Origin of the sequence: Sinorhizobium sp. FG01 (assembly GCF_002531875.1) — a bacterium.
Taxonomy (GTDB): Bacteria; Pseudomonadota; Alphaproteobacteria; order Rhizobiales; family Rhizobiaceae; genus Sinorhizobium; species Sinorhizobium fredii_C.
The window spans coordinates 94,397-120,900 of the sequence record NZ_NWTB01000003.1 but is presented as its reverse complement, the minus strand read 5'-3'; the positions used below and the strand labels follow the sequence as shown (position 1 = coordinate 120,900).

The following is a 26,504-nucleotide window of genomic DNA, read 5'->3' as shown; positions in this document are numbered from 1 at the left end:
GGACAGACATCGTGTACGCCCGGGGTCGTTCCTATCCTGTAGATCACAAATCGCCGGACCAAGTCACCACGCTTCGCTGTGGTTGCTTGTGGAAAGCGCGCGACGGCCATCCCTGGCATCCGAAGATGCTCGATCCAGGCGCGGCCTTTGTCTTGCGACATGGCATTCATTATGGCTCGTAGCCACAAGAGCCGTCGGACAGCTGTCAAAGCAGCCGCAAACGCACTGGACGGACCCCGACGAACTTGGGTATCCCCTATGTGCGAAATGTCGATAAAACTTGGCGTAAGAAAGGCTTAAACATGGCACCTTTGCGGCCCGGCGATCCTGCTCCGGATTTCGAGCTCGCCCGCGACGGCGGCGGCTCGATTTCATTGTCCGCGCTTCGCGGCAAGCCGGTGGTGTTGTTCTTCTATCCCAAGGACGACACCAAGACCTGCACCGTCGAAGCGATATCGTTTTCCGGTCTCTCTAAGGAATTCACCGCGGCCCGTGTCGCGCTGATCGGCATCTCGCCCGACTCGGTCAAGAGCCATGACCGCTTTGCCAAGAAGCACGACCTCGCTGTCGCGCTCGCGGCGGACGAAGACAAGGCCGTCGTCAACGCCTACGGTGTGTGGGCGGAAAAAAGCATGTATGGCCGGAAGTATATGGGTGTCGAACGGACAACCTATCTGATCGATGCAGCCGGCATCATCAGCCGCGTCTGGGAAAAGGTTAAAGTTGCGGGACACGCCGAGGAAGTTCTCGCCGCGGCGAAAACTCTCCGCACTGCCTGAACTGATGGCTGTGCTGCCGCAATTTACCAGCCTGCGCGGTGCCGCTGTGGAAGCGATCCGTGCAAGCGACCTGACCGTCAAAACGGAACTCGCGCAGGAGGCCGCACGCCGCTGGCAGGCGCGAACGCTCTCCCTGCGCTCGCCGCTCGATCGGCCGGTGCCCGCAAGGCCTGGGCGGCCGGAAAGGCCCATCCTCACGCCGCCGACGCAGGTCAAGCGGCGTTCCCTCGGCTCATTGAAGGGCCGAATCGCCCTCCTTCACGCCATTGCCCATATCGAACTGAATGCCGTCGATCTCGCGCTCGATATCGTCGCGCGCTTCGCCACTGAGCCCGTGCCGCAATCCTTTTTCGATGGATGGATGCAGGTCGCGTTCGAGGAGGCCAAGCATTTTCGCCTGGTGCGGCAGAGGCTCAACGATCTGGACGCGGACTATGGCGACCTGCCCGCCCACGACGGACTGTGGCAGGCGGCCCACGACACGCGCAACGATCTGACCGCCCGGCTGGCCGTCGTGCCGCTCATCCTCGAGGCGCGCGGCTTGGACGTCACTCCGGCGCTGCAGGCGAAGATGCGCGAGACCGGCGATCATCAAAGCGCTGCCGTTCTCGACGTCATCTATGAGGACGAGAAGGGCCACGTCGCGGTCGGCGCGAAATGGTTCCGCTTCCTCTGCGCGAGGCAGAAGAAGGACCCGGCCGCCACGTTCCAGGCACTGGTGCGTGCGAATTTCCGCGGGCCGCTGAAGGCGCCCTTCAACGACGTGGCGCGCGCCGAGGCCGGCCTGACGCCGTCGTTCTACCGATCGATGACGGCCTCCACCAACATCTGACGAAAAACACCAACACTTTATTAACCCTAATAAAGTGTAATCACCCTTGGGGCAAAACGCGAGTTTGGGTCGCATCTGGCGGGGGTGACGGGGTGTCTATTCGTCCGGAAAACCGGGGGTTCGGCAAACGCAGTGAAAGTCACGTTCTGATTCTCGCGAGCGGAGACAGGGTTCGTCACATGACGATCCGGCCCTGGATGGCCGCCGGCGTCACGTCGCTCATCGGCATCTTCGGCATCGGCTATCTCGCCGCGACCACCTATCTCGTGCTGCGCGACGATCTGATCGGCGGCACGATCGCGCGCCAGGCGCGCATGCAGCATGAATACGAGGACCGAATCACGGCGCTTCGCGCGCAGGTCGATCGTGTGACGAGCCGGCAGTTGCTGGACCAGCAGATCGTCGAAGAAAAGGTCGACAAGCTCCTGCAGCAGCAATTGGAGCTTGCCTCTCGCAGCGGCAGGCTCGGCACATTGGCAGAGAACGCCGAACCGCCGACGGGCGGAGACGCGGCAGCACTGCCGGAGGCCGAGCCCCTCGCCTACGGGGATCGCGCCGAGGCGCCAGGCGGGATCAAGGCGATCGAAGAGATCATGGGCATCGCGGCAAAGAAGGCCGTGGTACCGGCACGGGCCTTGGCACTGGGCTATGCGCCGCAAGCGCAGTCGAACGGCCAAGGGGAAACGATCTCGGATCGAACGGATCGCATCTTTTCAAAGGTGACCCTCTCGCTGAAAGACGTCGAACGCGACCAGATGGCCCATGTGCTGCAATTGACGAGCAAGGCACAGACAACCTCCGAAGCGATCCGGACGATCGTCGAGCGTACAGGCGTCGTTCTTCCGGCTCCGAAGGCCGTCGCCAGTTCCACCGCTGCGGCTTCGCCCGATGGAACGGCGGTCGGCGGCCCCTATATCGAGCCGCAGAGCCACGACGACTTCGAGCGGTCGCTCGCCACGCTCGACAGCGCCCTTGTCGGTCTGGAGGAGACCCGCAACGCTGCGCGAAAGCTCCCTCTCGAAAGCCCCGCGCCGGCCAGCGACGTCACCAGCAGTTTCGGAAATCGTCTGGATCCGTTTCTCGGACGATTGGCGCTCCACGCCGGAATCGACTTCCGCGCCGCGACCGGCACACGCATTCGCTCGACCGCAGCGGGAACCGTGACGACCGCCGGGCACGCGGGCGGCTACGGCAACATGATCGAGATCGACCATGGAAACGGCGTCTCGACGCGTTATGCGCACCTCGCCAGTATCCTCGTGCATGTCGGAGATCGGGTCGAAACCGATCAGGTTATCGCCCAATCAGGCAGCACGGGACGGTCGACGGGTCCGCACCTGCACTACGAGGTCCGGCTGAACGGCCTGGCCGTCGATCCGATGCGCTTCCTACGCGCCGGTACAAGGCTCGCCGGCTATCTGAACTAACGCATAAATCGCCGTCGACGCGGTCGGCCGTTGACAAGAAAAGCAAAAGATTCGCATCCATTTACGGTGCGAAGGGTCAACGTGCTGGATTTCTTGACTTTCGGCGCCTTTCGTCTTAAGAGCGCCGCCACAGGATGGTGATTTTCCATCGATCGATCAGTGTTCTATTGAACCGGAACGGAAACAGATTCCCCTTTGACCAATTTTGCTGACCTTGGCCTGAGCCAAAAAGTTCTCTCCGCTGTTACTGACGCGGGCTACACAACGCCGACACCGATCCAAGTAGGCGCCATTCCGCCGGCCCTTCAGCGTCGCGACATCCTCGGCATCGCGCAGACCGGCACGGGCAAGACGGCGTCCTTCGTGCTGCCGATGTTGACGCTCCTGGAAAAGGGCCGCGCGCGTGCACGCATGCCGCGCACCTTGATCCTGGAGCCTACCCGTGAGCTTGCGGCGCAGGTTGCAGAGAACTTCGACAAGTACGGCAAGAATCACAAGCTCAATATTGCGCTCTTGATCGGCGGCGTCTCCTTCGACGAGCAGGACCGCAAGCTCGAGCGCGGCGCCGACGTTCTGATCTGCACGCCCGGCCGCCTGCTCGATCATGTCGAGCGCGGCAAGCTGCTGATGACCGGCGTGGAAATCCTCGTTATCGACGAGGCCGATCGCATGCTCGACATGGGATTCATCCCGGATATCGAGCGGATCGCGAAGCTTATTCCCTTCACCCGGCAGACGCTGTTCTTCTCAGCAACCATGCCGCCGGAAATCCAGAAGCTTGCCGACCGGTTCCTGCAGAACCCTGAGCGGGTGGAAGTCGCCCGCCCTGCCTCGGCGGCAATCACCGTGACGCAGCGCTTCGTCGCCGCGCACGGAAAGGATTACGAAAAGCGCGCCGTGCTGCGGGATCTCATACGCGCTCAGGGCGAACTCAAGAACGCGATCATCTTCTGCAACCGCAAGAAGGACGTCGCCGAGCTCTTCCGCTCGCTCGACCGCCATGGCTTCTCGGTTGGTGCACTGCACGGCGACATGGACCAGCGCTCTCGCATGGCGATGCTGGCCAGCTTCAAGGACGGCAATATCCAGTTGCTCGTTGCTTCGGACGTCGCGGCGCGCGGGCTCGACATTCCGGACGTCAGCCACGTGTTCAATTTCGATGTGCCGATCCACGCGGAAGACTATGTGCACCGCATCGGCCGTACCGGCCGGGCGGGACGCTCCGGCGCCTCCTTCACGATCGTGACGAAACGCGACACGAAGTTCTCCGACGCCATCGAGAAACTGATCGGCCAGAAGGTCGAGTGGATGAACGGAGACCTTTCCGAACTGCCCGAGCCGATGGAAAGCCATGACAGCCGGCGCGAGCGCGGCCGCGACGGCCGCAGGGATCGCAAAAAAGATGTGGAACGCGCTGGCCGGGCGCGCGGCGATCATAAATCCGATACGGCCCGTGTCGATAATGTGACCGAATTCGAACCAGTCGCGGAAAGGGCGGAAGCGGTGAAACCGGAACGTAGTGCCGACAACAGGCAGAGCCATGCGAGCCGCAACGATCGTCCGGGCCGAGCGCAGAACGCCGCCAATGACGACAATCGCGATCGTCGTCACCGCAACCGCCGCGATCATGACGATGGCCCGACGCCTGTCGGCTTCGGCGACGAGATTCCAGCCTTCATGCTGATCGCCGGCAAGGCGTGACAGTCGCTCCATGGCATTCCCCGGCATCGATTTTCCGGGCCTCGGCTGCGGGCTCGCGATTTTGCGGGACGGCAAGATCCTTCTCTGCCGGCGCCTGAAGGCACCGGAGGCCGGCCACTGGAGCATCGTCGGCGGCAAGGTCGACCACATGGAGCGCGCGGAGGATGCCGCACGCCGGGAAGCGGAAGAGGAAAGCGGCCTCTCGATCCGTTCGACGCGGTTTCTCTGCATCAGCGAGCAGATGATCGAGGCCGACCGGCAGCACTGGATCTCGCTGATCTATGCGACGGATGATTTTTCCGGCGAGCCGCGCCTCACCGAACCGGACAAGCTTTCCCACATAGGCTGGTTCGATCTTACCGCCCTGCCCCAGCCACTATCCCGCTTCGCGGCGGATGCCGTGCGCGCGCTTGGGTAAGGCTTGTTCCGCGCACTCACTTCTTCGCCCTGAGCGCGGCTGAATAGGCCAGCTTCACCCAGCGGGCCATCTCGTCCGGATCGTCATAGGCCGAATCAGGAATGCTCCAATAGGGCATTTTCACCGGCTTGCCCTTGCCGTCATAGGCCCATTGCCGGGCGCCGGCCTCCTCCAGCTGCAGAGCCGTTTCGGCGTCACCCTTCAGAAGGATCTCCCCGTCGACCTCGACGGCGAGAATGACGCCATCGCAATAGATGCCCTTGCCGCCGAACATGCGGCGAATGCTGATCGGACCCAATGTCTGAAACATCTCCTCGATCGCGGGATTGTCCATCGCTCACTCCTTCAATGTGCCGCCGGCGGCCAGGACTGCTTCGGGCGTATCGACATCGAGGCGCGCGGCGGCGCCCAGTTCAACATCGATCACCGGAAGACCACAGCTTTCGATTATATCCCTCGCCCCCACATCGCCTACGAGGTGCCGTACCGCCGCGAAGGTGGATCGCGGCAGGATGACCGGATTTCCGCGCTGTCCCTCGGAAACCGCTCGCACGACGGCACTGCCCGATTCACCGTCGAAAGCCGCAATCATCGTTGCGAGATGCTCCGACGTGACACCCGGCATGTCTGCCAGCATCACCAGCATGCCGCCCGCGTCCGCTCCCGCGGCCGACAGACCTGCAATGAGCGACGACGCCATGCCGCTCTCGTAGTCGGGGTTCGAGGCAAACGTCACCGGCAGGCCGGATAGTGCAGCCCGGATCTCGCCCTCGCGGTAGCCGGTGACCACCACGACCTTGCCTTTGCCGCCGGCCAGTGCCATCTCGACTGAGCGGCGAACGAGCGGCACGCCATCGAATTCGGCAAGAAGTTTGTGCCGCCCTGCGGGTCCCATCCGGCTTGCCCGGCCGGCAGCCAGCACGACGATCGCGACCGGACCGGGCTGCGGCCTGACTGCTGCTTCCCGCGGCTGCGGCCGCGCCGGGATCTCCTTCAGCAAACCACCGACGCCGAGTCCGGTAATGTCGGCCGGGCTCGGCCACTCGCCGGCGAGCAGCCGGTCGAGGATCCAGTCGAAGCCATTTTCCTTCGGGCTGCGGGCGCAGCCGGGTGCACCGATGACGGGGATTTCGCCCAGGCGGCCAAGAACGAGCAGATTGCCCGGGTCGACGGGCATGCCGACGTGCTCGACGGTCCCGCCGGCGCGCCGGATCGCGGCCGGCACCACATCTTCAGGGTCGGCGACGGCCGAAGCGCCGAAGACGATCAGCAGGTCGTGTGAAGCCTTAAGTTCGGCAATCGCCCCGGCGACGGCCGTCTCGGTGTGAGGGAGACGACGCTCCGTGTCCAAGCTGCTGCCGGATTGAGCGAGCCGCGCCGCCAGCACAGCACGCGTCTTGTCCATTACCTGGCGCTTCAGCGACGGCAATTCGGTTGCGATCAAGGCGGCGCGTCGCGGCACAAAGGGTTTTACTTCAAAGGCGGGGCCGGCGCGAAGCACGGCAACTGCTTGCTCGACGAAATGTCCCGCCACCGCCAGTGGAATGATCTTGATCGTCGCCACCATGTCACCCGCACTGACGGGGACATGGTCGGCAAGACAGGCAAGCGTGATCGCCGGATCAATGCGGTTCACTTGATCGACAATGGTATCATTTGCGACGAAAAGGCCCGGCGCTGTCGCATACACATTGACGCGGCCGGTCGCGGCTGGCGAGAAACGCAGATGGTCCGGGGCGATGGCGGCGGCGATCCGAGTCGCGGCCTCATCTTCCGTGAGATCGTCGAAATCCAGTCGGGCAACGATGACTTCCCGGATATTGGCGTCGTCAAGCATGGCGAGATCATCCGGGCTCAGGCGATGGCCTTTCGCCAGCTTGCCTGCCTCTGTTTTGACGGAGTGCGCCAGAATTGCGCCTTCCGCTTGCGCAAGCGGCACAGGACCAAACCTCATGTTGCGTGCCCCTGTTCTTCGGGATCGCGATGGCGGAGGGCGCCGATGATTTGCGCAAGGACGGCGACGGCGATTTCGGCGGGGCTCGCCGCGCCGATATCAAGGCCGATCGGCGCCCTGATGCGGCCGATTTCCTCTTGCGAGACGCCCGCCGACCGCAATCTCTCGACGCGCGCCGCATGGGTCTTGCGGCTGCCGAGCGCGCCGACATAGAAGCAGCCCGCCTCGAGGGCGGCCCGGATCGGATAGTCGTCGATCTTCGGGTCGTGGGTGACGGCGGCCAGGGCCGTATAGCGGTCGAGCGGTCGCGTCGGCAGAACATCTTCCGGCCAATCCGCCAGAAGCTCGATGTCCTGGAAGCGCTCCGCCGTCGCGAAGGCGGTGCGCGGGTCTATGATGGTCATGTCGAAGCCGGCGACCGGCGCCAGCCGCGCAAGCGCCTGGGAGATATGGACGGCGCCGATGACAACCAAGCGCGGCGGCGGCAGGTAGACGTTGATGAAGGCGGGTTGGTCGTCGAGCGTCGCAAGTTTGGGACGACCCGACCGAAGCGTTTCAGAGATGGCGGCCTCCCATTCGGCCGGGAATGCTTCGCCCTCGATGAAGGCCTGCGCGCGGCCGCTCGAAATATCATTGACGACCACGGCGGGCCGCCGTGCCGACCGCGCCTCGTTCAGCTTCTCAAGAGTGGACAGTTGCATGGTCTCAGCCGTCTATTCGCTCAACATAGACCCGGATCCGGCCGCCGCAGGATAGGCCGACCCGCCATGCCGTTTCGTCGGCGACGCCGAATTCGAGAACCTTCGAGACGCCTGACGCGATCACGTCGGCCGCTTCGCTGACGACGGCGCCTTCGACGCAACCGCCGGACACAGAGCCTTCGAAATTGCCCTCGCCGTCAATGACCAGATGGCTGCCGACTGCGCGGGGCGCGGAGCCCCAGGTCTCGATGACCGTCGCCAATGCCACGGCCCGGCCTTTCCTGTGCCATGCCTCGGCAATCTCCAACGGGTCGAGCATCTTCGCTTCGTTCGTCATATTGTTGGTACTCCCGCTGGTCCCCTCTTAGATCATGATGATCTAAGCGCAGTTCAACCCATCTCATCGCTTCAAGTCGCAGGCCGGAGCGCGGCTCGCCATGGATCAAGGAAGCGCCGTGGGTCGGCGTCGCGCCTCCGCTCGCCGGACAGGGACTTTACCAGTTCTTCGACGGATTCCAGATTGTGCACGGTCCGAAATTCATCGACATGCGGCAGCATTGCCCTGACACCGCGGGCCCGCGCCTCGAAGCCCTCGAAGCGGAGCAGCGGATTGAGCCAGATCAGTCGGCGGCAGGAGCGATGCAGGCGATCCATCTCGATCTCAAGTTGCACCGTGTCGTCACGCTCGAGGCCGTCGGTCATCAAGAGGACGATAGCGCCCTGTCCCAGGACACGCCGAGACCAACGACGGTTGAACTCCTGCAGCGTTTCGCCGATGCGGGTACCGCCCGACCAGTCCTTGACCGCAGCGACGCATTCGTCGAGCGCCTCGTCGGGATCACGATTGCGCATTTGGCGGGTGACGTTCGTCAGCCGCGTGCCGAAGAGAAAAGTCTCAACGCGGTGGCGCTCTTCTGTCAGTGCATGCAGGAAATGCAGGAACACCCGCGTATACTGCGTCATCGAGCCCGAAATATCCGCAAGCACGACGAGCGGCGGATGCCTGAGACGCGGCTCCCGGAAGCGAGGCTGGATGAACTCGCCGCCGAGCCGCATGGCATCGCGCATGGTCGCGCGCGGATCGATCCGGGCCGGCCGATGGGACGGGCGGAAGCGCCGTGTCTTGACCCGATCGAAGGGCAGGAGCAGCGACGACATCGCCCTACGCGCCTCGGCGATTTCTGCGGCCGTCATCTGCGCAAAATCCGCCTTGCGAAAGAGCTCCCGGCCTGAGGCGGTGAAGCGCGCGTCGATCTCGATCTGCTCCTCCTCCTGAGCCTGTCGAGTGTCGTCCCGGCCGCTCAGGAGCGCTTCGCTAAGGCGTGCCTCGCCGGCTCGCCGCCGCCGATCATCTCTTACGCGTGCAGGGGCGACGGGCGACAATAGCGCGATCATCTTGCGGACGAGATCGCGCTTGCGCCAGAACAGGCGGAACGCTTCATCAAAGAGCGGCTGGTCCTCGTGCCTCTTCACCAGCGTGCATTGCAGCGCGGCGTAGAACTCCGGGCGCGATCCGATGCCGATTGCGCCGACCGCTTCGATGGCGTCCGCAATCGCGCCCGGACCGATCCGCATGCCTGCCCGTCGCAGCGCCCGGGCGAAGAAGACAATGTTGTCGGCAAACTGCCCGCGGTCCGGGCGATGGCTTACTCCCGCGGCATCCGGCGCGCCCGTCATGGTGTCAGCCCTCAGCCGAAAGTTCGCGCTTGACCTCTTCGAGCAACCTGCGCCCTTCAGCGCCCTCTATCCGGGAGATGTCATCCTGATACTTGAGCAGCGTTCCAAGCGTATCGGCGAGGGTCTCCGGATCGAGCGCCAGCGCATCGAGCTCGGTCAGCGCCGTCGCCCAGTCGATCGTCTCCGCGACGCCGGGATTCTTGAAGAGATCGACCGTCCGGAGCTTCTGGACATAAGCGACGATCTCCCGGGAGAGCGTCGCATTGCAGCCCGGCACCTTGCGCCGGATGATCTCCAGCTCCTGTGACGCGCGGGGATAGTCGACCCAATGATAGAGGCAGCGGCGCTTCAAGGCGTCGTGGATTTCGCGCGTCCGGTTGGTGGTGATGATGACGATCGGCGGCTCCTCGGCGCGGATCGTTCCAAGCTCGGGAATGGTCACCTGGAAGTCCGAAAGAACCTCGAGGAGGAAAGCCTCGAAGGCCTCGTCGGTGCGGTCGAGCTCGTCGATCAGAAACACCGGCGCGCGGCCGGCATTCGCCGAGATCGCCTGAAGCACCGGACGCCGGATGAGGAAGCGTTCCGAGAAAATGTCGCTTTCCACCCTTTGCCGGTCGACCATGCCTGCGGCCTCCGAAAGGCGGATTTCCAGCATTTGCGCCGGGTAGTTCCATTCATAGACGGCGGAGGCGACGTCGAGTCCTTCATAGCATTGCAGCCGGATCAGCGGTCGATCGAGCGAGCGGGAGAGCACCTTGGCGATTTCGGTCTTGCCGACCCCGGCTTCTCCTTCGAGAAAGAGCGGGCGCTTCATTCTGAGTGCCAGGAAAAGAACGGTGGCGAGAGCGGTTCCGGCGAGATAGTTCTCCGATTCCAGCAGCGCCATCGTCTCGTCGATGGACTGGGGCGTTCTGCCTGTCTCGTGTCTCGCCATGTTCGCTCCTCTGCCGAGGAAAATTATAGCGTGCGGTATCCCCGGTCCACATAAATGAGCGGTGGTGTCTTTTCGCCGATCCGTACGTCGACCACCTCGCCGAAGAGTATCGCGTGGGTAGCCATGATCTTCACTTCGATCAGACGGCAATCGAAGGCGGCGATGGCGTCGGCGAGAATTGGCGCCCCGGTCGCAAGCTGCGTCCAGCGGCCGAGGGCAAATCGGCGCTCCATCTCGAGTTGATCGCGTCCGGAAAAAGCATGGGCCAAGGCGAGATGCTGCCTGCCCAGGACGTTCAGTGCAAAACTGTCGTTGCGGAAAAAGATATCGTTGCGGGGATTTGCCGCATTGAGGCAGGCAAGGATCGTCGGAGGTTCGTCCGATACCGAACAGGAGGCAGTGATGGTAACGCCGCGCCGCTCGTCACTATCCGCTGCGGTGATCAACTGCACGTGATGAGACAGGCGGCTCATCGTATCGCGGTAGCTTATCGGGTCCAGCCGGGTCTTCTCCAACACATCACGCTCCGGATCGGTATCTCGCACATACATAGACTGTCGCAAGGAATATGAAACTAGGCCGACCGAGAATCTTGCCGATCAGCGCATACGCATGACGCAGATCGGGCGATCCCCCGTTCCTGCCAGCATCTTTTCCTTTGACGAGTTGAGCCACTTCCTTAAAACAGGACGTGCGATAGCGGGAAAAAACATGCTGAAATCAATTGGTACGACCCTTTTCGTCGCCGCGCTGACGCTGACTTCTCCCGCGCTTGCCGCCGGCCTGAAGATTGCCGTCGTCGCTCCCGCCGACGGACCGTTTGCGGCGCTCGGCAAGCAGATCACCGATGGCGCCGCCTTCCAGGCAGGCGACCGGGGAAGCGAGATCGTTCCCATCGCAGAAAGCTGCGATCCGGCAGGCGGCGAGGCGTTGACGAAGGCGCTGCTGGCCAGCGGTGCCGAGGCGGCGATCGGCTTTCTCTGCACCGAGAGCCTGGAAGCAGCTCTGCCGGCGCTGGCCGTGGCCGGGATACCCGCCATCACGCTTAGCGTGCGCTCGGACATTCTCATCGAGGACGCCCTCAAGAAGAAATGGCCGCTCTTCCGCCTGGCACCGAGCGGCAAGGCCGAGGCCGCGGCGATCACCGATGCGATCGTGACGAACTGGAGGGACAAGCCGCTGGCCCTCATCGACGACGGAACGATTCACAGCCGCGAACTTGTCGAAAGCGTCCGTAACGCCCTTGCGGAGATCGGTATCACCCCTGTCTTCACCGACACCTACCGGCCGGCGCAGGAACAGCAGGTGAGTCTCGTTCGGCGCCTGGCGAAAAGCGGCGCGACGCATGTGTTCACCGGCGGCGACCGCAACGACACGGCCGTCATCGCCCGCGACGCGAAGGCGGAGTATGTTTCGATAACCTTGCTTGGCGGCGATACGCTGAACGCCGCGGATCTGGACGTGCCGCTGGAAAATGGCGTGCTGGCCGTTACCATTCCGGATCCCGCCCGGTCGAGCGAAGCAGCACCGGTCGTCACGGCAATGCGCGCCGCCAGGATTGAACCAGATGGTTACGTTCTCCCCGCCTTTGCAGCCGTGTCGCTTCTCGAGCAGGCGAAGGATCAAGCGGAGAAGGATGACAAGGCTGTTCTGGACGCTCTTTCGAAGGGCCCCTACGCGACCGTCCTCGGGCCGATCGGCTTCAACGGCAGCCATGAACGGGCCGAAAGCCCCTACCGGCTGATGCAATGGCGGGACGGCCGCTTCGTGGACGCGCCCGATGCAGGCAAGGCCGAGTGATGCGGAAGGGACCGACCAATCTGATCACCGACGTCGCGGGGATCCTGGTCGGCAACGCCGAGGATCACCGGCTGAAATCCGGCGTCACGGCCGTACTTTGCGACCCGCCGGCCACCGCCGCGGTTCAGGTCCTGGGCGGCGCACCGGGAACGCGTGAGACCGATCTCCTCGCCCCGCACAATACGGTCCAGGCGGTCGACGCAATCGTACTTTCCGGCGGCTCAGCCTTCGGGCTGGACGCGGCCTCGGGCGCTCAGGCTGCATTGCGGCAAATGGGACGCGGCTTTCCCGTCGGCCCGCACCGGATCCCGATCGTTCCGGCGGCAATCCTCTTCGACCTGATGAATGGCGGAGATAAGGATTGGGGGCAATTCTCACCCTATCGCGACCTCGGCTATGACGCGGCACGCGCCGCGGCCGAGACCTTCGCGACCGGCAGTGCCGGCGCCGGAACGGGAGCACTCACGGCCACTTTCAAGGGCGGCCTCGGCTCCGCCTCGACCGTCCTCGCAAATGGCATCACCGTCGGTGCCCTTGTCGCCGTCAACGCGCTCGGCTCGGCAACCATCGGCGACACCCGCCATTTCTGGGCTGCCCCATTTGAACTGGATGGCGAATTCGGTGGGCTCGGTATGCCGTCTCCCTGGCCGCAGGATGCGGCGCAGCCGCGGCTCAAGTTCCGGGAGCGAGAGGCAGTAGCCGCCAACACAACGATTGCCGTCATCGCCACGGATGCGGTCCTCTCGAAGGCCGAGGCGAAACGCCTGGCGATTGCCGCCCATGACGGCTTCTCCCGAGCGCTGTGGCCGTCCCATACACCGCTTGACGGCGACCTCGTTTTCGCGCTCTCGACGGGCGCCACCGGCAAGACGCTGCTTCTGGAGGATTTCATCGACCTCGGCGCCGCCGCGGCGGCGACAATGGCCCGGGCGATCGCGCGGGGCGTCCACGATGCCATACCGGCCGCGAGCGATATCAAACCGGCCTGGTCGGCATTGGCCCTATGACGAAGGCCTGCCTTCGCATGTTGTTCGGCCGGTCGCGGAATGCTATGGGCGCGGGAAAGACCGGAGGCTGTTCATGACCCACCCCATTCGCATTGCCCCATCGATCCTGGCGGCCAACTTCTCCAAACTGGGCCAGGAGGTCCGCGACGTCGTCGATGCCGGCGCCGATTGGATCCACCTCGACGTCATGGACGGGCATTTCGTGCCGAACATCACCTTCGGACCCGACGTCATCAAGTCGCTGCGCCCCTACACGGACGCGACCTTCGATTGCCATCTGATGATCGCGCCGGCCGATCCATTTCTCGAAGCGTTTGCCAAGGCCGGATGCGATATCCTGACTGTCCATGCCGAGGCAGGCCCGCATCTGCATCGTTCCCTGCAGATGGTGAAGGCACTCGGCAAGAAGGCCGGGGTCTCGCTCAACCCCGCGACTCCCGAAAGCGCCCTCGAATACGTCCTCGATACTGTCGATCTCATCCTGGTGATGACGGTCAATCCGGGCTTCGGCGGTCAGAAGTTCATCGCCGCGATGGAAGAGAAGATCCGCCGCATCAAGAAAATGGTCGGCAATCGGCCGATCGAAATCGAGGTGGATGGCGGCATCACGCCCGAGACCGCCGGCATCGTCACAGGGGCCGGCGCCAACGTGCTGGTCGCCGGCTCGGCGATCTTCAAGGGCGACTCCGTCGACGCCTACCGCGCCGCCATCGAGGCGATCCGCACGCCGGCCGAGAAGGGTCGGCGATGAGCTTGCGGGCAGCGATCGCGGCTGCAGTTCTGATTGCTGAGGTGATTGCCGCTCCGCCCGCGATCGCCGGCGACTATGCCAGCCTTCAGCCAATCGGCTTCTCTTCGGACGGCAAGGTCTTCGGCTTCGAGGAATATGGCATACAGGACGGCTCCGGCTTTCCCTATTCGTCTATCTATGTCCTCGACACTCAGACCGACACGTTCCTGCCCGGCGCGCCCGTACGCGCCCGTGTGGAGGAGGATAACGGAGCCCTTCCCCGCGCTCGCCGAGACGCGCACCGGCGCGCGGCGCCGCTGATCGACGCCTACCGCCTTCTCGACACGCCCGGACTACTCGCCGCCTACAATCCAGTGACGGAGCCGGACACGGCGGACCACAGGCTACGCTACGATGCATTCCCAGCCGATCCGCCGTTCCGCAAGACCTACGAGTTGCAGCTTGAAGAAAAGAGCTTGGCAGCCGAGGGCATCTGCAAGGACCTCCTGAAAGACGTCAAAGGCTTCCGCCTCGTCATGACGGAGAAAGCCGGAAAGCCCGTATCCGAGGTGCTGCAGGATGATAGCCGCATTCCGGAAAGCCGCCGCTGCCCGACCGGCTACCGGATCGGCGGGGTGGTGACTCACGTCGATGACGACGGCGTGCAGGCGCATGTCGTCATGGTCCTCGTCAAATCCCTTGGCTTCGAAGGCACGACCGATGGGCGCTGGATCGCGGTGCCGTTCTGGCCCGGGCGATGAACGAGCAGCCGGCCGCCGGGGGGAATGTCGCCGGTCCTGGCAGCCGCTCGAAACGTGGGCGCATCCGTCGTGCCATCCCGCCCTGGCGAGAAACCTTCCTCGGTGCTCCCGCCTGGGCTCTGGCGATGGCATTTTCCGCCTGGTACGCGCTTTGGCTGCGCGAGCATGACGCGACGTTCCACCTCGAAAGCATTCTGCTGCTCTACGCTTTCGGCGGCCTCATCGCCTGGCCGCTTTCGCTTTTCGGTGGCCGCTGCATGGCAGAGGGCCGCGGCATCGAAACGCGCTTTGCTGCCTATCTCCTGAGCCTGATCGCCGGAACCGTCGGACTGACGGGGCTGCTCTTCGCCCTGGATTACCGGCTCTTCTATGCGCAGTGGCATGCGACGACTGGATCCCGCATCTGGTTCTATCAGGCGCTGTTCACGTCGGCCTCAGCGTTCTACCAATTTCTGGTGCTGGGGATCAGGCTATACCTGCCCTTCGGGGCGCTCGCCCTCCTGCTGGCGAGCCTCGGACTTGCTCGGCGGCAATAGCGTTGAGCTTCTGTCCCATCTTTGATAGAGGCACAGCCATCCTCCACTGACGATGAAAGCATAGAGCCCATGATCCCCCGTTACTCCCGGCCGGAAATGGTGGCCATCTGGTCGCCGGAAACGAAGTTCCGCATCTGGTTCGAGATCGAGGCGCATGCCTGCGACGCTCTCGCCGAAATCGGCGTGATCCCGAAGGAAGCGGCCAAGACCATCTGGGAAAAGGGCGGCGCGGCCGAGTTCGATGTGGCGCGCATCGATGAAATTGAAGCCGTCACCAAGCACGACGTAATCGCCTTCCTTACGCATCTTGCCGAATTCGTCGGTCCGGACAGCCGCTTCGTCCACCAGGGAATGACTTCGTCGGACGTGCTCGACACCTGCTTCAACGTGCAGCTCGTCCGTGCCACGGACCTCCTGCTCGCCGACCTCGACAGGCTGCTCGAGGCGCTGAAGCGCCGCGCCTTCGAACACAAGGATACGGTGACGATCGGCCGCTCGCATGGCATTCATGCGGAGCCGACGACCTTCGGCGTCAAGCTGGCGCTTGCCTATGCGGAATTCGACCGCTGCAAGGAGCGCCTGCTCGCCGCCCGTGAAGAGATTGCCACCTGCGCCATCTCCGGTGCCGTCGGCACCTTCGCGAATATTGATCCGCGCGTCGAGGAACATGTCGCAGAGGCGCTCGGCCTGAGGCCCGAGCCGGTCTCCACCCAGGTGATCCCGCGCGACCGCCACGCCATGTACTTCGCTACGCTTGGCGTCATCGCCTCGTCGATCGAGCGGCTTGCAACGGAAATCCGCCACTTGCAGCGCACCGAGGTGCTGGAGGCGGAGGAATATTTCTCGCCCGGCCAGAAGGGCTCCTCGGCTATGCCGCACAAGCGCAATCCGGTGCTGACGGAGAATCTGACCGGCCTTGCCCGCATGGTCCGCGCCTTTGTCGTTCCGGCCATGGAAAACGTGGCGCTCTGGCATGAGCGCGATATCTCGCATTCCTCGGTCGAACGGATGATCGGGCCGGACGCGACGGTGACGCTCGATTTCGCGCTGGCGCGGTTGACCGGGGTTATCGACAAGCTGCTCGTCTACCCGGACAACATGTTGAAGAACATGAACAAGTTCCGCGGACTTGTTCATTCGCAGCGGGTACTTCTCGCCCTTACCCAGGCCGGCGTCTCTCGCGAGGACGCCTATCGGCTCGTCCAGCGGAACGCCATGAAGGTCTGGGAGGAAGGCAAAGACTTCCTGGAGGAACTCTTGGCGGACCAGGAAGTCCGTGCGGCGCTCTCAGAAGAGGACATTCGCGAGAAGTTCGATCTCGGCTATCACACCAAGCATGTCGACACGATTTTCCGCCGGGTTTTCGGGACGGTCTGAACCGCGTCCCACTCAAGAATGCCTCGGATCGGCCCGCATTTGAGCGCTTGCTTCAAATGCGGCCGATTTTATTAGCCCGTCCTTTAGCGCTCTCGTGGAATCTGAACCTCAAACAATGAGGTTCGAGGAAGCCATGGCGTTTAGGGAGAGCGTTCAGCGCGCATCCACGCGCAACGAGACGAAGATTACCGGCACGGTCACCTGCAAGACCGGCTCGAGCAACGGTGTCGTGAAGGATCTTTCCGACGAAGGTATCTGTTTTCAGCTGCTGTTCGATATCGGAGCCCGAATGGGCCAGGAAGTAACAATCCGCAGCGAGGAGCTCGGCTTCCTCACCGGGATCGTGCGCTGGTCGCGCGGCGACAGGATCGGCATCAAGCTCAAACTGTCATCGAATACGGCTGCGCAGATTTCGTCTTATTACAAATTTTTCCGGTAGCAGACGGCCGGCCAAACGGCCGACCGCCCGCTTTGCGGTCTAACGGATCGGCTGGGCCGGCTCCACCATTTTTCGATAGAGATGCCAAGTGGCGTGCCCAAAGATCGGCATGATCACCGCCAGGCCGACGAAAACCGGGATCGACCCGATCACCAGGCCCGTGGCAATGATCAACCCCCACAGGGCGACCGGCACCGGATTGGCGAGTGTAGCTCGGACTGAGGTCTCGATTGCCGTAAAGGCGCCGACATCCCTGTCGAGCAGCAGCGGGAAGGTGATGACGCTGATCGACAGCACAATCACCGCGAAGACGAAGCCGACCGCGTTGCCGACGAGGATCAGGTTCCAGCCCTGCTCCGTACCGATAACGCCGTTCCAGAATTCGGCGATGGAGTTCGGCGGGGCTGCGCCGAACATCGTTACGTAGAGCCCCTGGGCGACCAGGAGCCAGACGACGAAAATGACGAACAGCAGGGCCGCCACCGCCAGGATCGACGGAATTGCCGGATTGCGGTGCAGCCGCAGCGCATGCGGCCATGACGCGTCCATGCCGAGTTCGCGGCGCCGGCTGATCTCGTAGAGACCGATGGCCGCGACAGGCCCGATGAGGGCAAAGCCGGATGCGAGCGGATAGAGCAACGGCAGCATGTTCGCCCCCGCGCTCCAGGTCATCAGCACGACGCCGGCAACAGGATAAATGAGACACAGAAAAACATAATGCGACGGCTTTTCGCGGAAATCGTCAAATCCGCGACGCAGCGCATCGAACACATCTGCAATGCCAATCTTTCGTATCTCGGGATGAACGGCGCTTTCGTTCGCCCCCGAGAGGACATGGAAGGTTGTCATGGCTCACACTCCTCAACGAACCAGAGCAGCCATGGATTCGCAGCGGCGGCGAAAAATGGCCGTTGCGAACCGCGACCGCCATCTCGGATTATACAGAAAATGCAACCCTTGTCGCCTCCGCCTTGACTTCGGCTCTTTTCGTCGCCAAATCGCGGCGATCATGAAGGTTTCAGAAGCACATATCCTGATCGTTCCGGGCTATACCAACTCCGGTCCGGACCATTGGCAAAGCCGCTGGGAGCGCAAGCTGTCAACGGCGCGCCGCGTCGTGCAGGCGGAGTGGTCGAAACCTGTGCGCGAGGATTGGGTGGCGCGGATGATCGAAGAGGTCAATGCCGCGACCAAGCCGGTGGTGATTGTCGCCCATTCGCTCGGCATCGCCACCGCCGTTCATGCAATTCCGCATTGCAAGAAGAAGATCGCGGGCGGCTTTCTAGTCGCCCCGCCCGACGTCGCAAACCCGAATGTCCGTCCGAAGCATCTGATGACCTTCGGGCCCTATCCGCGCGACCCGCTGCCGTTTCCATCGCTGGTGATCGCCAGCCGCAACGATCCGTTCGGCTCCTACGAGCAGGCGGGCGACATTGCCAATGCCTGGGGATCGCTGCTCATCGATGCCGGCGAGGCCGGCCACATCAACGCCGAGTCCGGCCACGGGCCCTGGCCGGAAGGTACGATGGTCTTCGCCCAATTTTTGACGCGCCTTCAGGCTTGACCAAGCCGGACGACCGAACCTTTCATGCAGCCGCGGCTGACGCATTCCTGACCGCGATCCGCACCTGGAAATGAGGCGGACTGCCGTCAGCGGGCGCAAGCAGGAATTCACCTTCGACCTCAAAGGCCTTTTCGACCAAACCGCTTCGCGCAAGTGCGACGGCATCGCCGCTGTAGCGAATTTCGCCGCCGGTCATGAGCACGATCCGGTCGGCGATCGCCATCGCGTGGTTGAGATCGTGAATGGAGAGGACGACCGCCACCTTGCGTTCCCGCGCGAGCCGGCAAAGCAGTTCGAGAATCTCGACCTGGTGACCGATGTCGAGGAAGGAAGTCGGCTCATCGAGAAGGAGTATCCGCGCTTCCTGGGCCAGCGCCGCCGCGATCCAGGCACGCTGCCGTTCGCCGCCGGATAGCGCGTCAAGGCGCCGTTCGGCAAGCTCGCCCAACCCCGTCTGCTTCAGTGCCCACGAAACCGCCTGCTGATCTCGCGAGGAGAAGCCGGCGAAGAGGCCGAGATGGGCAAAGCGTCCCTGGCGCGCGAGTTGTTCCACGGTCATGTTCTCGGGTGCCAGCGGCGCCTGCGGCAGGAAGGACAATCTTTTCGCCAGTTCCCGTCTCGTCCACCGGTCTACGGTACGCCCCTCGATCATCGTGCTTCCCGATGAGGGCCGGTTTAGGCCGGCAAGGGCATGGAGCGCCGTGCTCTTGCCGGAACCGTTCGGGCCGATGAGCGCGATGATCTCGCCGGGAGCGACATCGATGGAAAAGTCGCTGAGCACGGTCAGTTCGCCATATCGAACCGAGATCTTTCTTGCGGACAGGAGCATCGGAGTCCTCACTGGTGGCGTCGCAACAGGATAAGGAGAATGGGGGCACCGGCGAAGGCGGTGACGACGCCGATCGGAATTTCCTCCGGGCCACCGATCAGGCGCCCGGCAAGGTCGGCGGCCGTTACCAACGCCGCACCGATAAGGGCGGCGAGCGGCAGGACGAGATGGAAATGCCGGCCCGCAACGAAGCGCGCCAGGTGCGGCACCACGAGCCCGACGAAGATCAGCGGGCCGACCGCGCCGACGGCACTTGCCGCCAGCATGCTGGAGATCGCCAATACGAGGCTGAACCACAGGCGGTAAGAGAGGCCGAAGGAGCGGGCGGCATCCTCCTCGAACCGTAACATTGCCAGGGGTCGGACTACGAATGGGAGCGCCAGGAATCCGGCGATCGTGAATGGCAGGAGAAACAATACATGCTCCCAGCCCCGGGCATAGAGACTGCCCGCAAGCCATTGCATGACGATCTCGATCCGGGCGCTGCCCCATCCAACGACGATCCCCATGGCGATCGCATGCAGGAAGGCTCCGATCGCAATGCCGCATAGCGTCAGCCGCAAAGCGCTCAAGCCCTTGCCGAGCGCCAGGACATAGATCAGCGCGCCGCCGAAGAGCCCGCCTCCGCATCCCACAAGTGGCAGCCAGCCGACAGGCAAAGCATAAAGCGTGTTGGAATCCGAGTTCAGACGGTAAACGGCGAAGAACAGGAAGACCGTCACGGCGAGGGTCGCACCCTGTGAGATTCCCATGATCGTCGGGTCTGCAAGCGGGTTGCGGGTGATCGATTGCAGCAACACGCCGGCAACGGCGAAATGCATGCCCGCGAGTATCCCGGTTGCGATCCTCGGTATGCGGATCGTTGCGATGATGAGGTTGCCCTGGTCAGATCCATGGCCGGTCAGTACCGCCATGATCTCCGCCGCGGGCAGGTCCACGACACCAAAGAAGACCGAAAGAAGGATGAGGCCGATTGCTCCGAGGGTCAGGCCGGCGACCTGCTGGCGGGTGAAAGGCCTTGCAGCGGAGGCGGTAGCAAGAGTCATGCGAGCGCTCCCCTGCCCATGAAGATCTCACGGCGCTGCGCCAAATAGATGAAAATCGGACCGCCGATCATCGCAGTGAATATGCTGACCGGGATCTCACGCGGGGCCGCGACCGAGCGTGCCAGCACATCGGCCGTCAGGAGCAAGCCGCCGCCAATCGCAAGGTTGAGCATGAGCGACCAGAAGCTATCCCTTGGACGCAGGAGCCTCACGAGGTGCGGCGCCGCCAGCCCGACAAAGGCGACAGGTCCCGCAACCGGGGTGACCCCGGCCACAAGGCCGATCGCTGCGAGCAACAGGAGTGGCTTCCAGACGGAGAGATTGACGCCCATGCCTGCGGCGACCTCGTCTCCGAGCGCCAACACGCCAATCACCCGGTGACTGGCGACCACCACCGCCAGGCCGGAAACTATCCAGGGCAGCATGTACATGATCTGCGGCCAGGACCTGCCCTGGAAACCTCCCGACAACCAGAACAGCACGGAGGGCGATTGCGGACCGCCCCTGAGGAGCACGTAGGTCGTGATCGCGTTGAGGAACAAGGCGACCGTAATGCCGCCGAGCGCGGTGTGGAGGGCCGAGGCCCGACCGCCGCGCGCAACCCAGATCGTCATGGAGGCTGCCGCTAGCCCGCCGGCCATGCCGATCCCGGGGTAATAGAACGACGATATGGCCGGGAAGAAGACGAAGGTGCTGACGATCGCCGCTACGGCGCCGGACGAAACACCGGTCAGGTCGGGTGCAGCCAACGGGTTCCTGGTGAGCGACTGCAGAAGAAACCCGGAAACCGCCAGCGCGCCGCCGGCGAGAAAGGCGGCAATGCTGCGCGGCATGCGGAGGGTCCAGACGATGATGCCATCAGTTCCCTGGTTGGGAGAGGCGAGTGCCGTCAAAGCCTCTGCCAGCGTCATCGGCTTTGCGCCGATCACCAGGCCAGCCACCGCGACAGCAAAGGCAGTTGCCGAGATGATCATAGTCAAGAAGGCTGAGCGGGAAGAGAGGCTCATCGCGCCGGCTCCGCAACAGCAGCAGGAGCGGCGCCCCGTTCGAACAGCAGCACCATGCCCGTGGCTGCCGCGGCCAGTCCCGCACCCATGCCGATCCAGACGCCGAGCACGCCCGGGTAGAGGTGGAAGCCCACCAGCCATGCAGTCGGGGCTCCAACGATCCAGTAGCTACCGAACGTGATCCAGAACCCCTGCCCGGCGCGGCCGATGCCCCGCACCGCGCCGATGCCGATGTTCTGCAGGAAATCGAAGATCTGAAAAAGCGCCGCTGCGAAAAGAAGCCCGGTTGCGATTTCATGCAGACCAGCGTCCCCGTCCGGCTTTATGGAAAAAAGAGCCAATACCTCGGATGGGAAAAGCATCAACAGGGCCGAAAAGGCCGAAACTACCGCAAGTCCAAGACAGAGGCCGCTGCGGCCAGCTCCGAGCGCGCCCGCGCCGTCGCGCGCACCGATCGCCTCACTGACGCCGACGGATGTGGCGTGCGAAAGGCCGATCGACAGCATGAATACGACATAGATGATCTGGTTGACGGCCGCATGCGCCGCGAGCGCGGCCGCCCCGTAGGTTCCTGCCATGAGGGCGATCAGCGTGGTGAATCCCGCCTCGAAGGCATAGGAGCCCGCGGTTGGCACGCCGATCTTCAAAGTGCGCCTCAAGGCCGATCCGATCTCCACTGCGGATTTTTCCCGGATGAAACGCGTCGTACCGTGGGTGACCGACGCGATCGCGACGAACTGCAACAGATAGGAAATCGAGCTCGACGCGGCGACACCAGCAACACCGAGCGCGGGCAAGCCGAATGCTCCGAACAGGAAGCCGTAGTCAAACACGGCGTTCACTACAACCGTGCCGAGGGTGATCAGAAGCAGCAGATTGGCGCGCCGTCCGCCGACGACGACGCCACGGTAAGCGTAGAACCAGAACAAGGGGAACAGCCCCGGCGCAGCGAAGAGAAGATAGCGCGCCGCAAATTCCGAAACGTCCTCGTCCTGCCCGAACCAGGGAAGAAGAAGAAAGCCGCCGAAAGCCAGAACCAACGCACCTATGGCGGCGGCACCCGTCGCGATGGCAAGCCCCGCGAGAAGATGTGCTCGGAAGATACCAGCGCGGCTGTTCTCCGCGACAAGGTTGGACGTGCCGACGACGAGGCCGAAGCCCATCGTTCGCAGCAAATTGAACAGAGTGAAGCCGAGCGCGCCGGCCGCCAGCGCCGTGCCGCCCACCCAGCCCAGCATGATCATGTCCGTGGTGGAAATGGCGACCTGCGCCAGCTGCACGGCGGACAATGGCATGGCGAGCGCGCCGATGCGGCGCGCCTGGGCGAATGTGGGATAAGAAAGCGACACGGCAGGCATATCCGGTTTGGCGGCCGCTTTTCGCGGCCGCCGACTGATCAGTTGACGGTCGCCGGGATCATCTTGCGAGCCTCGGCCTTGACGTCGATGGCCGGGAAGACATCCGGGTAAAGAAGATTCGCTGCCTCGCGCAGGACCATCTCGCGGGCAATCGGCCCATGCGCCTCGACCCAGTGATCGCCGACATAGTGGACCCGCCCGTTCTTGACGGCCGAGAGCTGCTGCCAGATCGGATTGTTTTCATGCGGACGATCCGGACCGTAGTCATAGACGAAAATGACTTCCGGATCCTTTTCCAGCATGGTTTCGAGGCTCATCTCCATGCCCCAATTGTCCGGGACCGACGGGGTCGGGTTCTGCCCGGCAATGTTCTCTGCGCCGAGGGCGACGAGTATCGCGGCCGTCATGTTTTCTGAACGGAAGACCCATGGCGTGTCGCCGCCCCACATCACGACGAAGCGCGGGTGCTTGTCCTTCGGCGCCTTTTCAGCGAAGGCCGCCAGATCTGCCTTGAATTGAGCGTTCAATTCCTGCCCGCGCTTGGTTTCGCCAAGAACGGTCGCGAGCTGGCCGATGGTCCGGTCGCTATCGGCAAAAAGCTCGAGGCTGTAGGCAAGGTAGGGGGCGATCTTCTGATACTGGTCGGCATTGCCTTCCGTATAGCGCCGGATCGCGACGGTTACGTCCGGCTTTGCCTCGGCAAGCAGTTCGAGATTGGGCGTCGCGCGTTGACCGATCTGTTTCACCCCATCGAGAAGGCCGCCGAGGAAATCGGGGCTTCGGCCTTCGACCATGTAGGTGGCGGCGACCGGCTTGAGGCCCAGTGCAAGCGCCACGTCCGCGGCAAAATAAGAGACGGACGCGATCCGCTTCGGCTTCGCCGGAACCGAGACGGCAACGCCGCGGTCGTCAATGACGTTGAAGGTCGCATCTTCGGCACGCGATTGACTTGCGATACATGCCGACAGCGCAAGGCTTGCGGCAAGAAACCGACCGAGAACGGCGCGATTCTCGATTTTGGCGGGGCTCGGGAACATGAACGGTCACTCCGGATGGGAATTCTTGAAATCAGTAGATTGCTCGGTCTGACGGGCCGCGCTTGCGTGACGTGCAATCGCCCCCGCGGCTCGCACGCGGCGGTCGCGGGAACAGGCGATGTCCTGTACGGGCTTCAAAGCAGGCGAGTTCCAGTTATCAGTTGCTGTCTGGCTGGAATCTGGATAGTCATGGTCAACTTATTTGCAAGCGAAAGATTTTCAGGCCGGCATGAGAATTACTCAAACGCAGCGTTTCAAATTGCCTCCGCTTTCGACCCTGCCGGCTTTCGCGAGCGCCGCGCGCACCGGCAGCCTGACGCTCACAGCCCGCGAGATGAACCTCACGCCCGGCGCAATCAGCAGACAGATCAAGTCGCTGGAGGATGCACTTGGCGTCTCGCTCTTTCATCGAAGCCACAATGCGATCTCGCTGACGGACGCGGGGCGGCAATATCTGGCGCATGTCAGCGCCGCTCTCGCGACGATCGAAAACGGTACACGTGCGCTGCAGCCTGACCGGGCAACCCTGGTCATACAGGCGCCGATAACGTTGGCGCGGCGCTGGCTCATTCCGCGTCTCGGTTCGTACCGTCAAGACAACCCGAATGTCGATCTCAGCATCCAGTCGCTGGCGCTCGGGGCGACCGGCGTGCCCGATGTCGTCATCACTTATAGGCGCGGCACGACGGAAGCCGACTTCCCGGTCGCCTTCCTGCTCGACAGGTCGATCGCCGTCTGCTCTCCCTTGCTCTCCGGTGGCTCGGGGCCGCATGTCCAGCCGCAGGATCTCCTCGATCTGCCGCTCCTGCTCGACACAGCGGATGCCTGGTCGTGGCAGCGCTGGTGCGGCGCGGCGCAGATGGCATTCAAACCGCGCGGCGGCAGCATCGCCTTCGACACCGACGAGGCGTCGATCGACGCCTGCATCTCGGGGCTCGGCATCGGCCAGGCGAGTCCCTCGCTGATCGAGCGGGAATTGCGGGAAGGTCAGTTGATCGCCTTGTGCCCGGCGATCAATCCTATCGTCGGGGCCTATGAAATTTCCATTTCGACGGGAACGCCGTCTGCACTTGCCTTCAACGACTGGCTGTCCGCCTGGAGGGAGACCGGCGGCGAACAGTGAACGGACGGCGGCCGGAGCGACCTGCCCGTCCGCCGTCAAATCTCGATGAGACGATGTGCTGGCAGGCGTCAGCCGGCGCGAACCGTCGCATTGCCCTCCTCGACCAGACGCGTCGCCGCATCGGCGACCGAAATGCGTTCGAAGGCCAGTTCGTCGGCGATCGGGCGCAGCACCCGCTGATCGAACTCCGTCGATCCGAGCGGCGCGGGAGCCGGGTAGCTGCCCACCTGGTCCTTGAGCGCATTGATGTATTTCACCGTTTCCGCCTCAGTCGGATTGAGCGAGGGCAGGATCGCCTCGCGCACTTTGGGCGACATCGGCACGCCTCGCTCGACACCGAGGATCTTGCCGGCTTCCGCGTCGTTGACGAAGAAATTGATGAACTTCGCGGCCTGTTCGCCATGCTTGGTGGTCGCGCCGATGCTCCAGATCAATGCCGGCCGGTAATAGTGCCCGGAGGGGCCGCCCTTCTCCGCGCGCGGCAGCATGCCGATGCCGAGCTTGCTCTTCATGATCAGCTGATAGCCGACCATCTGGTTCGAATAGGCCATGCCCATGGCCGAATAGCCGAGCGAAAGGCAGTTCGTATCGATCGTGTTCTGATCGAGCGTCTGGATATCGGCGCCGACGGTGCCGCCACGCTTGCGCAGTTCCTCCCAATAGGCATACCACTCCTTCGCTTCCTCGACGCCGAAACCGAGGCCGCTCTCGGTATAGAGGCTGCTGCCGCGCTGCCTCAGCCACGCATCGAAGACATATGCGTAGCGGGCCCCGTATGGCCCGCCCCAGACGTTCTTCTTGCCGGCGGCCTTGGTCATCTCGGTCGCGATGTCGGCATATTCCTTCCAGGTGGTGTCGACTCCCGGAGGTGTAATGCCTGCTTTCGCAAAGGCGTCGGCGTCATAGAACAGTGCGAAGGAATTCAGGCCGAGCCCGACGCCCCAGAGTTTCCCATCCACAGTCGTCAGCTTCAGCACATCCTTGCCGAACGAATCCACGTCCAACGTCGATGGAATGAACGGATCAAGAGCAAGGCAGGCGCCGCGCTTGGAGTAATCGGAAATCGTGCTCGGCTCGAGCTGGAAGACGTCCGCGATAGCACGGCCGGCCATCTGGGTCGCAAGCTTCGTCCAGTATCCGTCGCCGCTCAGGCTCTCGCCAACGATCGCAATGTCCGGATTTTTCTCCTGGAAGAGCTTGGCGACGCTCAAGGTCCGCTTCGAGCGATCGTTGGATCCCCACCACATGGCGCGGAGCTGCACGTTTTCGGCAGCGAAAGCCGAGGTCGCGCCGAGTGCAAGACCAGCGGCCGTGCCGGCCGAGCCGAGCAGGAATGTACGTCGATTGAGTAGCATGCCGTTCCTCCTGTCGTTGTCTGCCTCGCGCTCTCCTCCAGCGCCAGGCGAAGCCATTCTGCGAAAGCTTATGCAAGAAAATTGATTTTGCAAGATTTTGTTCGCGACTTGC

Annotated in this window: 28 protein-coding genes; 14 read left to right on the top strand and 14 right to left on the bottom strand. The window is 63.3% G+C overall.

Features of this window, described 5'->3' with window-relative positions; genetic code table 11:
• The first annotated feature begins 302 nt into the window (after window positions 1-302).
• The 5 genes from CO656_RS03325 to CO656_RS03305 all read left to right on the top strand — a co-directional run bounded on the left by CO656_RS03325 (window position 303) and on the right by CO656_RS03305 (window position 5,157).
• Window positions 303-779 carry a peroxiredoxin gene (locus tag CO656_RS03325; RefSeq protein ID WP_097524804.1) on the top strand — a complete coding sequence of 159 codons (477 nt, stop codon included), beginning with the start codon at window positions 303-305 and terminating at the stop codon, window positions 777-779.
• Window positions 780-783: 4 nt separating this feature from the next.
• Complete coding sequence (locus tag CO656_RS03320; protein WP_037422101.1) at window positions 784-1,611, top strand: ferritin-like domain-containing protein; 828 nt, start codon at window positions 784-786, stop codon at window positions 1,609-1,611.
• 92 nt (window positions 1,612-1,703) lie between these two features.
• On the top strand, window positions 1,704-3,038 hold the full coding sequence (locus CO656_RS03315; protein WP_097524803.1) for a M23 family metallopeptidase: 1,335 nt from the start codon (window positions 1,704-1,706) through the stop codon (window positions 3,036-3,038).
• Between the two features lie 195 nt (window positions 3,039-3,233).
• Complete coding sequence (locus CO656_RS03310; RefSeq protein ID WP_097524802.1) at window positions 3,234-4,739, top strand: DEAD/DEAH box helicase; 1,506 nt, start codon at window positions 3,234-3,236, stop codon at window positions 4,737-4,739.
• Between the two features lie 10 nt (window positions 4,740-4,749).
• Window positions 4,750-5,157 (top strand): NUDIX domain-containing protein, encoded by a 408-nt coding sequence (locus tag CO656_RS03305; protein ID WP_037422094.1) that lies wholly within the window; start codon window positions 4,750-4,752, stop codon window positions 5,155-5,157.
• A 16-nt stretch (window positions 5,158-5,173) separates the two neighbouring features.
• Here the strand turns inward: CO656_RS03305 and CO656_RS03300 are convergent, their stop codons facing one another.
• The 7 genes from CO656_RS03300 to CO656_RS03270 all read right to left on the bottom strand — a co-directional run bounded on the left by CO656_RS03300 (window position 5,174) and on the right by CO656_RS03270 (window position 10,974).
• Window positions 5,174-5,491, bottom strand: a complete 318-nt coding sequence (locus CO656_RS03300) for a TfoX/Sxy family protein (protein ID WP_037422091.1) — start codon at window positions 5,489-5,491, stop codon at window positions 5,174-5,176.
• A gap of 3 nt (window positions 5,492-5,494) precedes the next feature.
• The gene (locus tag CO656_RS03295; RefSeq protein WP_097524801.1) at window positions 5,495-7,111 is read right to left on the bottom strand and encodes a molybdopterin-binding/glycosyltransferase family 2 protein; all 1,617 of its coding nucleotides are present in this window, start codon (window positions 7,109-7,111) and stop codon (window positions 5,495-5,497) included.
• Window positions 7,108-7,812: an XdhC family protein gene (locus CO656_RS03290; protein ID WP_097524800.1), complete on the bottom strand. Its 705-nt coding sequence runs from the start codon at window positions 7,810-7,812 to the stop codon at window positions 7,108-7,110. The genes CO656_RS03295 and CO656_RS03290 overlap by 4 nt, the downstream gene beginning before the upstream one ends.
• A 4-nt stretch (window positions 7,813-7,816) precedes the next feature.
• Window positions 7,817-8,149: an XdhC family protein gene (locus tag CO656_RS03285; RefSeq protein WP_097524799.1), complete on the bottom strand. Its 333-nt coding sequence runs from the start codon at window positions 8,147-8,149 to the stop codon at window positions 7,817-7,819.
• Between the two features lie 71 nt (window positions 8,150-8,220).
• Window positions 8,221-9,489, bottom strand: a complete 1,269-nt coding sequence (locus CO656_RS03280; RefSeq protein ID WP_097524798.1) for a VWA domain-containing protein — start codon at window positions 9,487-9,489, stop codon at window positions 8,221-8,223.
• 4 nt (window positions 9,490-9,493) lie between these two features.
• Window positions 9,494-10,423, bottom strand: coding sequence for a MoxR family ATPase (locus CO656_RS03275; RefSeq protein ID WP_097524797.1), 930 nt, complete (start codon window positions 10,421-10,423; stop codon window positions 9,494-9,496).
• Window positions 10,424-10,446: 23 nt separating this feature from the next.
• The gene (locus CO656_RS03270; RefSeq protein ID WP_037422072.1) at window positions 10,447-10,974 is read right to left on the bottom strand and encodes a flavin reductase family protein; all 528 of its coding nucleotides are present in this window, start codon (window positions 10,972-10,974) and stop codon (window positions 10,447-10,449) included.
• A gap of 160 nt (window positions 10,975-11,134) precedes the next feature.
• On the opposite strand from CO656_RS03270, the gene CO656_RS03265 reads away from it, so the two are divergent.
• From CO656_RS03265 to CO656_RS03235, 7 genes are all read left to right on the top strand, one after another.
• On the top strand, window positions 11,135-12,223 hold the full coding sequence (locus tag CO656_RS03265; RefSeq protein WP_097524796.1) for a branched-chain amino acid ABC transporter substrate-binding protein: 1,089 nt from the start codon (window positions 11,135-11,137) through the stop codon (window positions 12,221-12,223).
• Complete coding sequence (locus CO656_RS03260) at window positions 12,220-13,230, top strand: P1 family peptidase (protein WP_179864691.1); 1,011 nt, start codon at window positions 12,220-12,222, stop codon at window positions 13,228-13,230. Before CO656_RS03265 ends, CO656_RS03260 begins: the two co-directional genes overlap by 4 nt.
• Window positions 13,231-13,303: 73 nt before the next feature.
• The gene (gene rpe, locus CO656_RS03255) at window positions 13,304-13,981 is read left to right on the top strand and encodes a ribulose-phosphate 3-epimerase (protein ID WP_097524794.1); all 678 of its coding nucleotides are present in this window, start codon (window positions 13,304-13,306) and stop codon (window positions 13,979-13,981) included.
• Entirely contained in the window at window positions 13,978-14,721 is a 744-nt protein-coding gene (locus CO656_RS03250; protein WP_097524793.1) for a DUF2259 domain-containing protein, read from the top strand. The genes rpe and CO656_RS03250 overlap by 4 nt, the downstream gene beginning before the upstream one ends.
• Complete coding sequence (locus CO656_RS03245; protein WP_179864690.1) at window positions 14,718-15,257, top strand: hypothetical protein; 540 nt, start codon at window positions 14,718-14,720, stop codon at window positions 15,255-15,257. Before CO656_RS03250 ends, CO656_RS03245 begins: the two co-directional genes overlap by 4 nt.
• Window positions 15,258-15,326: 69 nt before the next feature.
• Entirely contained in the window at window positions 15,327-16,634 is a 1,308-nt protein-coding gene (purB, locus tag CO656_RS03240) for an adenylosuccinate lyase (protein WP_097524791.1), read from the top strand.
• A 133-nt stretch (window positions 16,635-16,767) separates the two neighbouring features.
• Window positions 16,768-17,073, top strand: a complete 306-nt coding sequence (locus CO656_RS03235; RefSeq protein WP_097525045.1) for a PilZ domain-containing protein — start codon at window positions 16,768-16,770, stop codon at window positions 17,071-17,073.
• 39 nt (window positions 17,074-17,112) lie between these two features.
• On the opposite strand, the gene CO656_RS03230 is transcribed toward CO656_RS03235, so the two are convergent.
• Complete coding sequence (locus tag CO656_RS03230) at window positions 17,113-17,922, bottom strand: DUF2189 domain-containing protein (protein WP_097524790.1); 810 nt, start codon at window positions 17,920-17,922, stop codon at window positions 17,113-17,115.
• A 160-nt stretch (window positions 17,923-18,082) separates the two neighbouring features.
• Here CO656_RS03230 and CO656_RS03225 point away from each other — a divergent pair, with 160 nt between their 5' ends.
• A complete protein-coding gene (locus CO656_RS03225) occupies window positions 18,083-18,637 on the top strand; it encodes an alpha/beta hydrolase (protein ID WP_037422273.1) in 555 nt (184 codons plus the stop codon).
• A gap of 22 nt (window positions 18,638-18,659) precedes the next feature.
• Here CO656_RS03225 and CO656_RS03220 read toward each other — a convergent pair whose 3' ends face one another.
• Genes CO656_RS03220 through CO656_RS03200 form a run of 5 tightly spaced genes read right to left on the bottom strand, consistent with a single transcriptional unit; the run spans window position 18,660 to window position 23,914 of the window.
• The gene (locus tag CO656_RS03220; protein WP_097524789.1) at window positions 18,660-19,466 is read right to left on the bottom strand and encodes an ABC transporter ATP-binding protein; all 807 of its coding nucleotides are present in this window, start codon (window positions 19,464-19,466) and stop codon (window positions 18,660-18,662) included.
• 8 nt (window positions 19,467-19,474) lie between these two features.
• Window positions 19,475-20,512 (bottom strand): iron ABC transporter permease, encoded by a 1,038-nt coding sequence (locus CO656_RS03215; RefSeq protein ID WP_097524788.1) that lies wholly within the window; start codon window positions 20,510-20,512, stop codon window positions 19,475-19,477.
• The gene (locus CO656_RS03210) at window positions 20,509-21,519 is read right to left on the bottom strand and encodes an iron ABC transporter permease (RefSeq protein WP_037422048.1); all 1,011 of its coding nucleotides are present in this window, start codon (window positions 21,517-21,519) and stop codon (window positions 20,509-20,511) included. The genes CO656_RS03215 and CO656_RS03210 overlap by 4 nt, the downstream gene beginning before the upstream one ends.
• Window positions 21,516-22,877, bottom strand: coding sequence for an MATE family efflux transporter (locus CO656_RS03205; protein WP_097524787.1), 1,362 nt, complete (start codon window positions 22,875-22,877; stop codon window positions 21,516-21,518). Before CO656_RS03205 ends, CO656_RS03210 begins: the two co-directional genes overlap by 4 nt.
• Window positions 22,878-22,915: 38 nt before the next feature.
• Window positions 22,916-23,914, bottom strand: coding sequence for an ABC transporter substrate-binding protein (locus CO656_RS03200; RefSeq protein WP_050988304.1), 999 nt, complete (start codon window positions 23,912-23,914; stop codon window positions 22,916-22,918).
• A 229-nt stretch (window positions 23,915-24,143) separates the two neighbouring features.
• Between CO656_RS03200 and CO656_RS03195 the strand changes: the two genes are divergently transcribed.
• Window positions 24,144-25,037, top strand: coding sequence for a LysR substrate-binding domain-containing protein (locus CO656_RS03195; RefSeq protein ID WP_037422042.1), 894 nt, complete (start codon window positions 24,144-24,146; stop codon window positions 25,035-25,037).
• A gap of 68 nt (window positions 25,038-25,105) precedes the next feature.
• Here the strand turns inward: CO656_RS03195 and CO656_RS03190 are convergent, their stop codons facing one another.
• Window positions 25,106-26,392 (bottom strand): ABC transporter substrate-binding protein, encoded by a 1,287-nt coding sequence (locus CO656_RS03190; RefSeq protein WP_097524786.1) that lies wholly within the window; start codon window positions 26,390-26,392, stop codon window positions 25,106-25,108.
• Window positions 26,393-26,504 lie beyond the last annotated feature (112 nt).